The 14,172-nt window shown below is 71.8% G+C and carries 13 protein-coding genes; 8 read left to right on the plus strand and 5 right to left on the minus strand.

Going from position 1 to position 14,172, the window contains the following annotated elements:
- Positions 1–4 precede the first annotated feature (4 nt).
- The 4 genes from AADR41_RS37755 to AADR41_RS37770 all read right to left on the minus strand — a co-directional run bounded on the left by AADR41_RS37755 (position 5) and on the right by AADR41_RS37770 (position 5,570).
- Positions 5–691 carry a GOLPH3/VPS74 family protein gene (locus AADR41_RS37755; protein WP_342286643.1) on the minus strand — a complete coding sequence of 229 codons (687 nt, stop codon included), beginning with the start codon at positions 689–691 and terminating at the stop codon, positions 5–7.
- On the minus strand, positions 688–1,917 hold the full coding sequence (gene fahA, locus AADR41_RS37760; protein ID WP_342286645.1) for a fumarylacetoacetase: 1,230 nt from the start codon (positions 1,915–1,917) through the stop codon (positions 688–690). The genes AADR41_RS37755 and fahA overlap by 4 nt, the downstream gene beginning before the upstream one ends.
- A 149-nt stretch (positions 1,918–2,066) precedes the next feature.
- The gene (locus AADR41_RS37765; protein ID WP_342286647.1) at positions 2,067–4,061 is read right to left on the minus strand and encodes a CocE/NonD family hydrolase; all 1,995 of its coding nucleotides are present in this window, start codon (positions 4,059–4,061) and stop codon (positions 2,067–2,069) included.
- Positions 4,062–4,070: 9 nt separating this feature from the next.
- Positions 4,071–5,570: a peptide MFS transporter gene (locus tag AADR41_RS37770; protein WP_342286649.1), complete on the minus strand. Its 1,500-nt coding sequence runs from the start codon at positions 5,568–5,570 to the stop codon at positions 4,071–4,073.
- 156 nt (positions 5,571–5,726) lie between these two features.
- On the opposite strand from AADR41_RS37770, the gene AADR41_RS37775 reads away from it, so the two are divergent.
- The 6 genes from AADR41_RS37775 (at position 5,727) to AADR41_RS37800 (ending at position 11,497) form a co-directional block, all read left to right on the plus strand.
- Positions 5,727–6,737 (plus strand): polyprenyl synthetase family protein, encoded by a 1,011-nt coding sequence (locus AADR41_RS37775; protein WP_342286650.1) that lies wholly within the window; start codon positions 5,727–5,729, stop codon positions 6,735–6,737.
- A 216-nt stretch (positions 6,738–6,953) separates the two neighbouring features.
- Positions 6,954–8,210: a LolA family protein gene (locus AADR41_RS37780; RefSeq protein WP_342286652.1), complete on the plus strand. Its 1,257-nt coding sequence runs from the start codon at positions 6,954–6,956 to the stop codon at positions 8,208–8,210.
- A gap of 130 nt (positions 8,211–8,340) precedes the next feature.
- On the plus strand, positions 8,341–9,324 hold the full coding sequence (locus AADR41_RS37785; protein ID WP_342286653.1) for an ABC transporter ATP-binding protein: 984 nt from the start codon (positions 8,341–8,343) through the stop codon (positions 9,322–9,324).
- Positions 9,311–10,198, plus strand: a complete 888-nt coding sequence (locus AADR41_RS37790) for an ABC transporter permease (RefSeq protein WP_342286655.1) — start codon at positions 9,311–9,313, stop codon at positions 10,196–10,198. The genes AADR41_RS37785 and AADR41_RS37790 overlap by 14 nt, the downstream gene beginning before the upstream one ends.
- 217 nt (positions 10,199–10,415) lie before the next feature.
- A complete protein-coding gene (locus AADR41_RS37795; protein ID WP_342286657.1) occupies positions 10,416–11,009 on the plus strand; it encodes a TetR/AcrR family transcriptional regulator in 594 nt (197 codons plus the stop codon).
- Between the two features lie 41 nt (positions 11,010–11,050).
- Positions 11,051–11,497, plus strand: a complete 447-nt coding sequence (locus AADR41_RS37800) for a hypothetical protein (protein ID WP_342286659.1) — start codon at positions 11,051–11,053, stop codon at positions 11,495–11,497.
- Here the strand turns inward: AADR41_RS37800 and AADR41_RS37805 are convergent.
- Positions 11,476–12,336, minus strand: coding sequence for an HAD family hydrolase (locus tag AADR41_RS37805; protein WP_342286661.1), 861 nt, complete (start codon positions 12,334–12,336; stop codon positions 11,476–11,478). The two genes, AADR41_RS37800 and AADR41_RS37805, sit on opposite strands and share 22 nt — an antisense overlap.
- A 367-nt stretch (positions 12,337–12,703) precedes the next feature.
- Here AADR41_RS37805 and AADR41_RS37810 point away from each other — a divergent pair, with 367 nt between their 5' ends.
- The gene (locus tag AADR41_RS37810) at positions 12,704–13,699 is read left to right on the plus strand and encodes a nitroreductase/quinone reductase family protein (protein WP_342286662.1); all 996 of its coding nucleotides are present in this window, start codon (positions 12,704–12,706) and stop codon (positions 13,697–13,699) included.
- Positions 13,700–13,710: 11 nt separating this feature from the next.
- Positions 13,711–14,124 carry a VOC family protein gene (locus AADR41_RS37815; protein ID WP_342286664.1) on the plus strand — a complete coding sequence of 138 codons (414 nt, stop codon included), beginning with the start codon at positions 13,711–13,713 and terminating at the stop codon, positions 14,122–14,124.
- The last annotated feature ends 48 nt before the right edge of the window (positions 14,125–14,172 follow it).

Below are 14,172 nucleotides of genomic sequence, written 5' to 3' on the forward strand. Positions count from 1 at the left end.
CCCCTCAGTCACCCCCGGAGGACCCGCTCCCACCGCTGAGGTGGCTTCTGCGTCTCCGGTTCGCCCGGTCCCGGCGGACGTTCCAGTGCACCGCGTCCGCGGCCCAGTCCTGATCCACCAGGCCGCGCATCGCCCAGCGGTCCCGCAGGCCGCCCCGGGACACCGTGCCCGACAGGCCGATCGCCGAGACCAGGGCGGCCAGGGCGCGGCTGCGCGGATCCGGGAAGCCGGCGGCCTCGGCGGCCGTGAAGCGGTCGCGGACGGCGAGCGTCAGGGCCGGGTCCACCGCCGGGTGGCGGTGGTAGGGGAGCAGGCCGAGCAGGCGGTGGGTCTCCCTGCGCAGGACCGAGCGCCGCACCAGGTGCTCCAGGCACAGCTCCTCGACGTGCGGGGCGGTCCGGCGTATCCAGCGCGGTGTGTCGACGCCGCCCGCGAGAGCGCCCACGCCCGGGTCCGACAGGCTTCCCAGGACCTGGGCGAGGAACGGGTCCGGTGGCGCGGACGGGCCGGTCACCCGGGTCCGGCCACCCTGTCCGGTGACCCGGCCCTGGAACTCCAGCTCCCTCAGGGTCGCGCCCGCCGTCCCGTACTCCAGGTATCGGCCGGCGCAGTGCGGCTTGCCGCGCAGCGGATCCAGCGCGAGCAGCAGCAGCTCCTCGGGGAGCGTGAGTTCCGGGGCGGGCGGGGTCATGACGCGGGCACGATCCGTCCGGTGACCTCGCCGAGGCCGACCCGGGTGCCGTCCGGCCCCGGCGCCCAGGCGGTCATCGTCACCGTGTCGCCGTCCTCCAGGAAGGTGCGCTTGCCGTCCGGGAGGTCCAGCGGGTCGCGGCCGTTCCAGGTCAGCTCCAGGAGGGAGCCGCGCTGTCCGGGCTCGGCACCGCTGACCGTGCCGGAGCCGTACAGATCGCCGGTGCGCAGCGAGGCGCCGTTCACCGTCATCTGGGCCAGCATCTGGGCCGCCGTCCAGTACATGGTGGCGAACGGCGGCTCGGCGACCACCTCTCCGTTGATCGCGACGGAGATCCGCAGGTCGAGGCCGCCGGCCTCGTCCTCGTCGGCGTCCTCCAGATAGGGGAGCAGCGGGAAGTCGCGGGCCGGGGGCGCGACGCGGGCCGACTCCAGGGCCTCCAGCGGTGTCACCCAGGCCGACACGGAGGTGGCGAAGGACTTGCCGAGGAACGGGCCGAGCGGCACGTACTCCCAGGCCTGGATGTCCCGTGCCGACCAGTCGTTGAGCAGGCAGAGCCCGAAGACGTGGTCACGGAAGCCGGTGAGCGGGACCGGGCGGCCCTGCTCGGAGCCCACGCCGACGACGAAGCCGACCTCGGCCTCGATGTCCAGCTTCACGGACGGGCCGAAGACCGGGGCCGCGTCGGCCGGCGTCTTGCGCTGCCCGGACGGGCGCACCACGTCCGTGCCCGAGACCACGACGGTGCCGGACCGGCCGTGGTAACCGATCGGGAGGTGCTTCCAGTTGGGCGTCAGCGCCTCGCCGTCCGGACGGAAGATCTTCCCGACGTTCGAGGCGTGGTTCTCGCTCGCGTAGAAGTCGACGTAGTCCGCGACCGCGTACGGCAGATGGAGCGTCACGGCGTCGACCGGGTGCAGCAGGGGTTCGATGTCCGCGCGGTGGCCCGGGACCGTCACCCACGCGGTCAGCGCCCGCCGGACGTCCCGCCAGGCGGTGCGGCCGGCCGACAGCAGCGCGGTGAGGTCCGGCTGCGCGAGGAGCTGCGCGTAGGGCGAACCGAGCGCGTACGCCGCGGCTCCGGCGTCCAGTACGTGGTTGCCGATGCGGACGCCGACCCGGCGGTCCTCGGGGTGATCGGGGGTGGAGAACACTCCGTAGGGAAGGTTGTGCGGACCGAAGGGGTCGCCCTCGGCCAGATCGAGCGGGCTGCTCTGCTCGGGCATGTGTTGCTGCCTCGCTTTCCAGGTCGCTTGGGGGACACGTTACGTCGGCACCGCCTGCTCGCGGGAGAGCCCCAACTGCCCGTGATGCCCGGAAAGTTCCGCCGTGCCCCGGTGGCCGGGGCACGGCGGTGGGTGCGCAAGGGGTGCTGTCAGCCCGCCGTGCGCGGGATCCGCTTCTCCCAGGTGCGGTGGAAGACGACCTCGCCGCCCTCCTTGCAGACCACCTCGTTGGAGGTGATGAAGTCGGAGTCGTCCGCACCGATCTCCGAGCGGGTCTCCACCCGTACGTCCCACGCCATCTCCGGCCGGTGCAGCCGGATCGCCCAGTCGGAGCGGGTGCGTGCGGAGAGCGGGTCGTCCTCCTGGATGGTGTACGTCTCCAGGGCGTCCTCGGTGAATTCGAGGCCGTCCGGGTAGACCCGGGTGCCGCCGTAGCGCGGGTCGACCTCCAGCCGCCATTCGCCCTTGGCGACATCGCGGACCACCAGCCGCTCCGGGCGCTGTTCGTCGAGCGTCACCGGGTACACGACGCCGAGCGGCTCCGACTGCTCCGGCTCCTCGAACCGGATCGCCGGGTCCTCGACGGGCCGGCGCACCGGCAGTTCGACCAGGCTGCCGTCGGCGTCCAGGGTGAAGCCGACCGAACCGGCCTGCGGCCAGATCCACGGCCAGTACGAGGAGGAGACCGCGAGCCTGATCCGGTGGCCGGGCGGGAAGGTGTGCCCGATGCCGTTCAGCTCGAAGGTCACGTCCTCGGTGGCGCCCACCGGCCAGTCCTCCGCGCGGTCGCGGCCGTTCCGGGCGGACAGGTTGAGCGCGCCCCGGGTCACCAGGGTGGAGGAGCCGTCCGGTGCGACGTCGCAGAGCCGGGCGATCGCCTGGCCGCGCGGTACGTCCATCCGGATCCGCAGCCTCACCCGGGGGCGGCCCAGGATCTCGATCGGGGCACCCTCGACCGGGAACTCGAAGCAGACCGACTTGGCGTCCTCGTCGCGCTGGTCGGGCGGCAGGTCGGCGTCGTTGCCGAACGGGAAGAACCGCCCGGCGTCCAGCCCGGTCTGCTGCGGCGAGTCGACGATCTGCGGGCCGCCGCCGAGGGCGTACGCGACCGGCGCGACGTTCGGGGAGGGCCAGCTGTTCTCGCCGGCCCAGCGGCCCGGCAGCGTCTCGTACACCGTCGCGGGACGGTGCGACTCGCTGATCCAGGCCCGCAGCAGCGGCTCGGCCATGACCCCGGTGTCCTCGTCCTTCAGGTGCTGGTCCCACCAGCGCAGGGTCTCCTGGAGGAAGCCGATCGACGGCCCCGGCGGCAGACCGCGGTCCGGGTACTGGTGCGACCACGGCCCGATCAGTCCGCGTACCTTTCCAGGGTCAAGGTGCTCGACCAGTCGCAGCACGGTGTCGCGGTACGGGTCGTGCCAGCCGCCCACCGCGAGGACGTTCGCCCGGATGGCGGAGTAGTCCTCGCAGACGCTGCCGTGCTTCCAGTAGTCGTCGCGGGTCTGGTGCGCCAGCCAGGTGTGGATGAAGGGGTCCACGGCCTCCAGCCGCTCCAGCCACATGTCCTTCCAGCCGTCGCCGACCTGCGCCGGGTCCGGCGGCCGGGAGACGAAGGCGAGCATGGTGGCCGCCCAGGCGTGCATGTCGACGCCGAGCACCGAGCCGCCCATGTAGTGGACGTCGTTGTCGTAGCGGTCGTCGGTCGAGCAGACGGTGACGACCGCCTTCAGCGGCTCCGGGGCCAGCGCGGCGATCTGGAGCGAGTTGAAGCCGCCCCAGGAGATGCCGAACATGCCGACCCGGCCGGAGCACCAGGGCTGCTGGGCCAGCCAGTGGACGACGGCGACGCCGTCCGCCAGCTCCGTCGCGTCGTACTCGTCACCCGGAAGGCCCTCGCTGTTGCCGTGTCCGCGCACGTCCACCCGGACGGAGGCATAGCCGTGGCCCGCGTACCAGGGGTGGCGCTGCCAGTCCCGCGGCGCCGTCCAGTCGCTCAGCCGGTAGGGCAGGTATTCGAGAAGCGCGGGCACCGGCTCCTCGGTGACGGGCCGCCAGATCCGGGCGTACAGCCGGGTGCCGTCCGGCAGCGGGATGCGGACGTCCTCATGGGTGGTCTCGTACGGGAATGCGGTGCGGATGTGCATGGGGGTACCTCAGTGGACGGGGTGCATGGTGCGTTTGAGCCAGGGTGCGGCGGCGATGACGGCCACACCGGCCACCACCGCGATCGCGCCATTGACACCGAAGTAGGCGGGGTTGGAGACCTCGCCGTACAGCTTCACGACCTGGGCCTGGATGCCGTTGGCGAGCGCCAGCGAGAGGAACCAGAGCGCCATCGTCTGGCTGGCGAACGCCTTCGGGGCGAGCTTGGTGGTCGCGGACATGCCGGAGGTCTCCAGCAGGATGTCGCCGAGACCGAGCAGCAGGTACGAGCCGACGATCCACCAGGCGGCCATCTTGTAGGTGTCGCCGGAGTGCCCGGAGGTCGGCAGCACCATCAGCAGGAAGGACAGCCCGCCGAGGATCACCCCGATCGCGATCTTGTTGGAGGCGTGCGGCTGGCGCGGGCCCATCCGGGCCCAGACGGTGGCGACCACCGGGGCGAGCGCGACCTCGAAGGCGCCGAGCGCGGAGGCGTACCAGCTCGCCGGGAAGTGGAAGCCGAAGATCTCGGTACGGGCGTTGGTCGACGCGAGCAGCATCATCGTCGAGTACGCCTGGAAGAGGATGAAGTTGAAGACGACGGAGGCCAGGAACAGCACCACGTACGGGCGCAGCCTGCCGCGTTCCTCCGAGGTGACCCGGGGGCTGCGGAACATCACCACGAAGTAGACGACCGGAGCGATCACCGAGATCAGGGTGAGCAGGTCGACGAAGCGGTCCATGGTCAGCCAGCCGGCCAGAGCCAGCGCGGTGGCGACGGCCGCGACCACGACGGCGCCGGCGGCGATCAGCCGGACGGCGCGGCGCATGGGGGCGGGCGCGAGGGCGAATTCGGCGCTGTGCTTTCGCCCGGCCAGGTGACGCCGGCCCAGTACGTACTGGATCAGACCGAGCGTCATGCCGAAGGCGGCGGCCGAGAAGCCCCAGTGCCAGCTCGCGTGGTCGCCGAGCCAGCCGGTGACCAGCGGGCCGAGGAACGCGCCGATGTTGATGCCCATGTAGTACAGGGCGAAGCCGGCGTCGCGGCGCTCGTCGGTGGTGCGGTAGAGCTTGCCGACCATGGTGGCCACATTGGGCTTGAGCAGACCGGTTCCGGCGCTGATCAGACCGAGGCCGACCCACGTCATGGAGTCGGTGGGCACCGCCATGGCGTAATGCCCGCAGGCGATGAGGATTCCGCCGTACAGGACGGCGCGGTAGGAGCCGAGGATCCGGTCGGCCAGCCAGCCGCCCGCGACGGAGACCAGGTAGACCAGGGTGCCGTAGGCGGCGGAGACGGAGGCCGCGGTGCCCGGCTCCATGCCCATGCCGCCGTGCGCGACGGTGTCGGCGAAGTAGAGGACCAGGATCGCCTGCATGCCGAGGAACGAGAACCGTTCCCAGACCTCCAGGCCGGACAGGGTCATCAGCCCCCGTGGCTGGCCGAAAAAGGCATGGTCGTCTTCGGGCGGCGGCTGACTCGGTTCGGTGTCGGTGGCCGTGTGGGACAAAGGGAGAACTCCTGATCGTATGAGCTGATCCCGAACATACCGGCGGTGGCGGGAAGGCGCCCACGGTGATCCAAAGGGGACCGGATACGCTGACTTGAGTGATGACAGCGACACATCGACATTCCGTGTGATCGTCAGCAGACAGGAGATCCCCTCGTGACCGTCGTCGAGCCGTTCGGGCTGAGCGCACGGGACCAGGCACTTGAGGCCGATGTCCAGGCCGGGTTGGCTGCTGTCGAGTCCGGGCTGCTCGATGCGACCAAGAGCGGCGTGCCCTTCATCACGGAGGCCGCGCAGCATCTCGTACGCGCCGGAGGCAAGCGATTCCGGCCGCTGCTGGCGATGCTGGCCGCCCAGTTCGGCGACCCGGACGCGCCGGGCGTCGTGCCCGCGGCCGTCGTCGTCGAGCTGACGCACCTCGCGACGCTCTACCACGACGACGTGATGGACGAGGCGGACGTGCGCCGCGGCGTGGACAGCGCCAACAGCCGCTGGGGCAACTCGGTGGCCGTGCTGACCGGCGACTTCGTCTTCGCCCGCGCCTCGCACATACTGGCCGACCTCGGTCCGGAGGCCGTACGCATCCAGGCGGAGGCGTTCGAGCGGCTGGTCACCGGCCAGATCCTGGAGACCGCGGGACCGGCCGAGGGCGTCGCCCCGGTCGAGCACTACCTGGAGGTGCTCCGCGGCAAGACCGGCTCGCTGGTCGCGGTGGCCTGCCGGTTCGGCGCGATGATGGCCGGCGCCGACGAGTCCGCGGTCGACATCCTCACCCAGTACGGGGAGCGGCTCGGCGTCGCCTTCCAGCTCGCCGACGACGTGCTCGACATCGCCTCCGACTCCCACGAGTCCGGCAAGACCCCGGGCACCGACCTGCGCGAGGGCATCCCCACGCTCCCCGTGCTCCACCTGCGGGCGCAGGCGCTGGCCGACGGGAAGCCGGACGACCTGGAGCTCGTCGCACTGCTCGACGGCGACCTCAGCGACGACGCCCGGCACGCCGAGGCGCTGCGCAGGCTGCGCGCCCACCCGGCGCTGGAGCAGGCCAAGCGGGACACCGTCCGCTACGCGGAGGAGGCGCGCGCCACGCTGACACCGCTGCCCGAGGGCTACGCCAAGTCCGCGCTGTGCGAGCTGTGCGACGCGGTGGTGCACCGCGCGGGCTGAGCCCCGTAGTGGCACCCCCTGATGAACGGGGTGGGGCCGGCACCGCGGTGTCATACCGAAGAGGTACGCGGAGTTGCTCCCGGGGGCTGACGCTTCCGAGCCACCGGTTTGGTCAGATGGAGAACAACCACTCCTGACCAAACCGGGTGAGAATGGCGGCACGGAGTGGACGAGTGCAACCTGACGGAAGCCGCCGACCACGGAGGTAGGGCACAGATGGCACCGAACGACAGCGCAGAGACCAACGGCGGGACCAGGGGCACCGCCGCCGGCCGCCGCAAGGCGGCGCGCTACATCGTCCCGGTCGCGGTGGCGGGTGTGGCGGCCGCGACGATCGGGCTCGTCCCGGCGCTCGCGAGCAGCGGCGACCCCGATCTGCCGAAGATCAGCGCACAGCAACTCATCGAGAAGATCGCCGCTTCGGACACCGAACAGCTCTCCGGCACGGTGAAGATCAGCACGGACCTCGGCATACCGTCGCTCGGCGGTCTGGCCGAATCCTTCGCCCCCGGCGGCACGGGCGGCAAGGGCGGCGCCGGCGCCGACCCGCAGGAGCGGATGACGGAGCTGGCGTCCGGCACCCACACCCTCCGGGTGGCCGCCGACGGCCCCGACAAGCAGCGCGTCTCGATCCTGGACGACACGTCCGAGTACAGCCTGATCCGCAACGGCGACCAGGTCTGGGCGTACGACAGCAAGTCCGACCAGGCGTACCACGCCACCGGGGACCGGGCGGGCAAGGACGCCGGGAAGAAGCCCGGGCACCCCGTCCCCGACGGCGTGCCCACCACCCCGAAGGCACTTGCCGAGCAGGTGCTGAAGGCCGCCGGCCCCACCACGTCGGTGACGGTCGACGGCACCGCGCAGGTCGCCGGACGCGATGCGTACAAGCTGGTCGTCAAGCCGAAGCAGAGCGGCTCCACGATCGGTTCGGTCGTGGTCGCGGTCGACGCGCAGAACGGTGTGCCGCTGAAGTTCACGATGCTGCCGAGCAGCGGCGGCAAGGCCCTCGTCGACGCCGGATTCACCAAGGTCGACTTCGCCAGGCCGGCCGCCTCCTCGTTCACGTTCACCCCGCCCAAGGGCACCGAGGTGACCGAGGCGGACGACGCGAAGGCGGAGCACGGGGCCGGCAAGGGCCTCGGCGACCTGATCCCGGGAGCCGACGCCGCACAGCTGGGCGCCGGCGGGAAGAGCGCCGGGAACACGAAGATCATCGGCGAGGGCTGGAGCACGATCGCCGAGATCACCACCCCGGGCGGCACCGGAATCCCGTCGAAGGCCTCGGACGACGTCCCGGCCGAGGCCCAGCAGTTCCTGGACGCGCTGGGAGACAAGGTCACCGGAAAGTTCGGCTCGGGCACGGTCTTCAAGACCCGCCTGGTCAACGCCCTGATGACGGACGACGGCAAGGTGTACGTCGGCGCGGTCACCAAGGACGCGCTGGTCAAGGCAGCGAACAGCGCCTCCTGACACCGGGGCGCGCCGCGCTCTCCCGCACCGCCGAGCCGCCCCGCCGTACGCTCCGTACGGCGGGGCGGTCCGCCAACGGGCCCGGCCCCGGTCCGCCGGACGGGCCCTGCCCGACCCATGGGGAGTACGCATGACAGAGTCCGGGACCGTGACCGGGCCGCGGGTGGTCACCGAGCCCGAAGCCGTGATCGAGACACGGGGCCTCACCAAGCGGTACCGCGGCGGCCAGCTCGCCGTCGACGGCCTCGACCTCAGCGTCCCCGGCGGCAGCATCTTCGGCTTCCTCGGCCCCAACGGCTCGGGCAAGACCACCACCATCCGGATGCTGATGGGCCTGATCGACCCGACGTCCGGCACCGCCCGGCTCCTGGGCCACCCCGTGCCGGGCGCCGCCCGCACCGTGCTCCCGCAGGTCGGCGCGCTGATCGAGGGACCGGCGCTGTACGGGTTCCTGAGCGGCCGGGACAATCTGCTGCGCTACGACTCCGCCGACCCGACCGCCGATCCGCGCACCCGCCGGGCCCGGGTGGGGCAGGCACTGGACCGGGTCGGGCTGGCCGCGGCGGCCGGCAAGAAGGCCAGGGCGTACTCACTGGGCATGAAGCAGCGCCTCGGTCTGGCCGCCGCCCTGCTCCAGCCGCGCCGGCTGCTCGTACTCGACGAACCGACCAACGGCCTGGACCCGCAGGGCATGCGGGAGATCCGCACCCTGGTCAGGGAACTGGCGGCGGACGGCACCACCGTCTTCCTCTCCTCGCACCTCCTCGACGAGATCGAGCAGGTCTGCACGCACGCCGCGGTGATGGCCAGGGGCCGGCTGATCATCCAGGGCCCGGTCGCGGAGCTGGCGGCGGGCGCCCGCGGCCGGCTGGCCGTCACCACCCCCGACCCCGGCGACGCCGCCCGGGTCCTCAAGGAACTGGGCGTCAGCAAAATCACGGCCGACGGCGACCGGGTGAGCGCCGAGGCCCCGCCCGGTGACGTCGAACTCGCCGACCTCAGCGCGGCGTTGGTGCACGCCGGAGTGCGTTTGAGGTCCTTCGGCGTCGAACGTGCCTCGCTGGAGGACGCCTTTGTCGCACTCACCGGAGAGGGTTTCGATGTCGCAGGCTGAAATCGCGCCCACGGCGGCGCCCCGTGGACGCAACCCGCTGTGGACCTTCGGGATCCTCCGCTCCGAACTGACCACCACGCTGCGCCGCTGGCGCACCCTCGCGCTGCTCGGCGTGCTGGCCGCCGTGCCCGTACTGATCGGCATCGCCGTGCGGATCGAGACGGGCGACGGCTCCTCGCCCGGACCGGGCGGCGGCGGGGGAGGCCCGGCGTTCCTCTCCCAGGTCACCAACAACGGACTCTTCCTGGTCTTCGCCGCCCTCGCGGTGACGCTCCCGGTCTTCCTGCCGATGGCCGTCGGCGTCGTCGCGGGCGACTCCGTCGCCGGCGAGGCGAACGCGGGCACCCTGCGCTATCTGCTGGTCGCCCCGGCCGGACGGACCAGGCTGCTGCTGACGAAGTACGCATCGGTGCTGGTGTTCTGCCTGGTGGCGACCCTGGTCGTGGCGCTGTCCGCGCTCGTGGTGGGCTCGCTGCTCTTCCCGGTCGGAGAGGTCACCACCATCTCCGGGACCAGGATCGGCTTCGGCGAGGGGCTGCTGCGGGCCGGGCTGATCGCGGTGGTCGTCGCGGCGTCACTGACCGGATTCGCGGCGATCGGCCTGTTCGTCTCGACCCTCACCGGCAGCGGCATCGCCGCCATGGCCGCCACCGTCGGACTGCTGATCACCGTTCAGATCGTGGACACGATCCCGCAGCTGAGCGGGGCGCATCCGTATCTGTTCCCGCACTACTGGATGTCGTACGCGGACCTGCTGCGCGCCCCCGTCTACTGGGACGAAGTGGTGAAGAACCTGGGGCTTCAGGGCCTGTACGCGGCGGTGTTCGGCTCGGCGGCCTGGGCCCGGTTCACCACGAAGGACATCACCGCCTGACGCGGGGACAACCCGGGTGCACGGGGTGCAACGCCCGCCCGCGCCGTCGGCCGGGCGAGCCGTCCCCCGATCGGCTCGTCGCGGCACGAACGGCACGGAACGGTGCGAATTGACGGAACGACACGACACGGCACGTTCCGTTTCCGCCTGGGTATTGTTCGACCTCTGGCGACAGGCTGTCAACAAGGGCCGGTTCGAACACGCCTATGCTCACCGAATGATCACATCGCCGAGTTCACTGCGCCGCAGCGAGAGATCACGGAGAGCGACCCTGGAGGCCGCTCTCGCACTGTGCACGGAGAAGGGGTACGGCCGCGTCACCATCGAGGCCATCGCGGCCCGAGCGGGTGTCAGCAAGAAGACGATCTACCGCTGGTGGCCGTCGAAGAGCGCGGTGATGCTCGAAGCGTTCACCGACGCGCTGGTCGGCACGACGCCGTTCGACGACACCGGTGACATCGCCGCCGATCTGCGGGCCAATCTGAGCGGCGCGGTGAAGCTCATCTCCACGCCGCCGTTCGGCCCCGCGTACGCCGGGATCCTCTCCGAGATGCACCACGACGACGCACTCGCGCAAACCGTCCGGGCCAAGCTCGTCGACCCCCGCTTCGACGAGGCCGTCGCCCGCCTGCGCCGGGCCCAGGAGCAGGGGCAGATCCCGCCGGACGCGAATCTTCCGCTGGCCGTGGAGATGCTGTACGGCCCGATGTACTACCGGCACGTCCTGCGCAAGCCGATCCAGGACGAGGAGGAGATCGCCGCCCTGGTCGCGCATGTGCTGCGGGCGATCGGGGTGCCGCCGGAGCCGTGAGAGCGGGACGGCTGTCAGAGGCGCGTGCGAGCATGCGGCACATGGGAAATCTGTACGACTACTTCAGTGCACCGGACGACCCCGCGGCCCTGGCGGCCTTCGGCCCGGGGATCGAGGAGGCCGGCCTCCCGCTGCTCCCGGCCAAGGGGATCGACCCGTACGTGCAGTTGGGCCAGGCCGAGAGCATGCTCACCGGCACGCCGTACGACGACGTCACCTCGCTCCCGCGCTTCAACCGGCTGATCAGCTCACCCGATGACGAGTCCCGCTGGCTGGTCACGCTCACCGACGAGCTGCGCGACGCACTCGTGGCGGCCATACCCGGCGGGTTCGCCGAGGTGGCCGAAACCTGGTCGCGCATCGAGGAGTTCGGCGGCGACTGCCCGCCCGGCGAACTGGCCGGCTTCCTCGCGCGGCTGGCGGAGCTGGCCGAGCAGGCGCGGAACCGCCCCGAGCCGCACCGGCTCTACTGCCTGATGTCGCTCTGAACGGCCTGCCGCCGTACGGAGCCGCCCGGTCCGGCCCCGAACACCCGCTCCAGCACCGCCGCGACCCCGTCGTCCTCGTTCGACGCCGTCACCTCGTCCGCCGCCGCCCGTAGCTCCGGGTGGGCGTCGGCCATGGCCACGCCGTACCCGGCGGCGTGGAACATCGGCAGGTCGTTGGGCATGTCCCCGAAGGCGATCGCGGAGTCCGCGGCCACCCCGAGGTACTCGGCGGCCAGCGCGAGACCGGTCCCCTTGTCGACGCCGTACGGCTGGAGTTCGACCGTGCCGGGGCCGGAGTGCGTGACGGTGGCGAGATCGCCGACGGCCCCGCGGGCCGCCTCGGCCAGCGCGTCGTCTGCCAGCTCCGGGTGCCGGACGAGCACCTTGACCACGGGCGCGGCCCACAACTCGTGCCGGTGCCGGGTCCGTTGGGCGGGCAACGTCGGATGGGGCATTGCATAGCCCGGCTCGATCAGGGTCAGGCCGTCGGCCCCGTCCTGGTCCACGGCCGCGAAGACCGGCCCCACCTGGGCCTCGATCTTGCCGAGCGCGGCGTCGGCCGCCTCCCGGTCCAGGGTGAGCGCCCGCACCAGCCGCCCGGACCCGGCGTCGTACAGCTGGGTGCCCTGTCCGCACACCGCCGGTCCCCGGTAGCCCAGTCCGGCGAGCAGCCCGCGTATCCCGGGGACGGGCCGCCCGGTGACCACGAGATGCCGGGCCCCGGCGCGGGCGGCCAGGGCGAGCGCGGCGCGGGTGCGGCGGCTCACGGTGTCGTCGCGGCGCAGCAGGGTGCCGTCCAGGTCGGTGGCGACGAGGGCGTATGCGGGCGGGATGGGCATGGCACCAGACTAGGGTCTTTCGTTCTGGACCAGGCCGGGCCGGGCACCGGGGCAGGCGGGCCCGGCACGGTCCGGACGAGAGGCCCCAGGAACGTCCGCGGTGCGGGCGGGCGCGCGTTGACAGGCCCCCGCCGGGGTGCGTGTAATGAACCCGGTGTCGCGTGACGCCGGCCAAAGAGCAGTGGGCCGGCCGGTGCTCGGGCGAACACCCTTCACCGAGGGGCCCGTCATGAGTTCGCACTCCGCGCCCTGCGTCTGACGCTTCGGCGATCCCTGGTCGCACTCTTCCGTTCCGCGTGCCCCGGCACCGTGCACCGGCATGGGCCCGCGCATCGCGCTCACCCGTTCCCACGGAGACACAGAACGCATGCCCACACCTTTCAATGAATCCGTCATCGAGGAGTTCCGAGCCAACGGCGGGAAGGTCGGCGGCCCCTTCGAGGGCGGCGACCTCCTCCTGCTGACCACCACCGGCGCGAGATCGGGGAAGGAGACCACGGCACCGCTCGGCTTCGTACGCCACGGCGAGACGCTGCTGGTCATCGGCTCCAACCTCGGCGCCCCGCACCACCCCGCCTGGTACCACAACCTGCTCGCCCACCCCGTGGTCCGGGTGGAGCTCGGCACCCGTACGTTCCAGGCCCTCGCCGTCCCCGCGCAGGGGGCGCGGCGCGAGGAGCTGTTCGCGCACGCCGTGCGGGCGGCACCCGGTTACGCCGACTACCAGGCCCGTACGGCCCGGCTCCTCCCGGTCGTGGTGCTGGAGCGCGCCGAGCCCGAGGGCTGGGAGCCGCCCCGCGACGTCACCACCCTCGCGGACAAGGTGATGGAGGTCCACACCTGGCTGCGGGACCAGTTGCGCCAGGTGAAGGCGGAAGTGGACGCCCACTTCGCCGCCCGGGCGGCCCACCGGGGCCCGGGCGCCCCGCCTCCTCCGGGGCTCGGGCTCCAGATCAGGCAGCGCTGCCTGGCGTTCTGCCAGTCGCTGGAGTTCCACCACACCAGCGAGGACGACCACCTGTTCCCCGGCATCGCCCGTTACCACCCGCACCTGACGGACACCTTCGCCCGGCTCGCCCGTGAACACCGCACAATCGCCCGCATCCAGGGCGAGCTGGTGGCCCTGCTGGCGGACATCGGCATCACCGACCCCGAGCGCTTCCGCGCCGAGCTGGACAGGATGTCCACGGAGCTGAACGCGCATCTCGACCACGAGGAGGAACAGATCCTGCCCCTGCTGGCCGGTGTCCCGTGGCCACCGGCGACCGAACCGGCCTCCCCGGCCGAACCGGCCGCCCAGACCGAACCGACCGCCCAGACCGAACCGACCGAACCGACCGAACCGACCGCCCAGACCGACTGAAAGGCCGTTCCGTGCAAGCGAAAGCGAAAGCGAAAGTCAGAGTCAAGGACTTCGACCACCTGGTTCTCAATGTGCAGGACGTCGAACGATCCCTGGAGTTCTACTGCGGTCCGCTCGGACTGGAGCCGATCAAGGTGGACGAGTGGCGGGCGGGGGAGTTCCCGTTCCCCTCGGTGCGGGTCAGCCCGAGCATGATCATCGATCTCCTGGGCCGGCCGCGCCACGAGTCGAACGTCGACCACATCTGCCTGGTCGTGGAGCCGCTGGACTGGCAGGACGTCATCGACGCGGGCACCTTCACGGTGCTGGAGGGCCCGGTCTCCCGCTCCGGCGCCCGGGGCGAGGCGCAGTCGGTGTACGTCCGGGACCCGGACGGCAACACCGTCGAACTGCGCTGGTACCCGCAGGACGCGGTGGGGGACTGACCTGCCGGTGGGGCCGCCCGTGCCGCCCACCCGGGTGAGCGGCACGGG

Origin of the sequence: Streptomyces sp. CLV115 (assembly GCF_038448545.1) — a bacterium.
GTDB lineage: Bacteria > Actinomycetota > Actinomycetes > Streptomycetales > Streptomycetaceae > Streptomyces > Streptomyces sanglieri.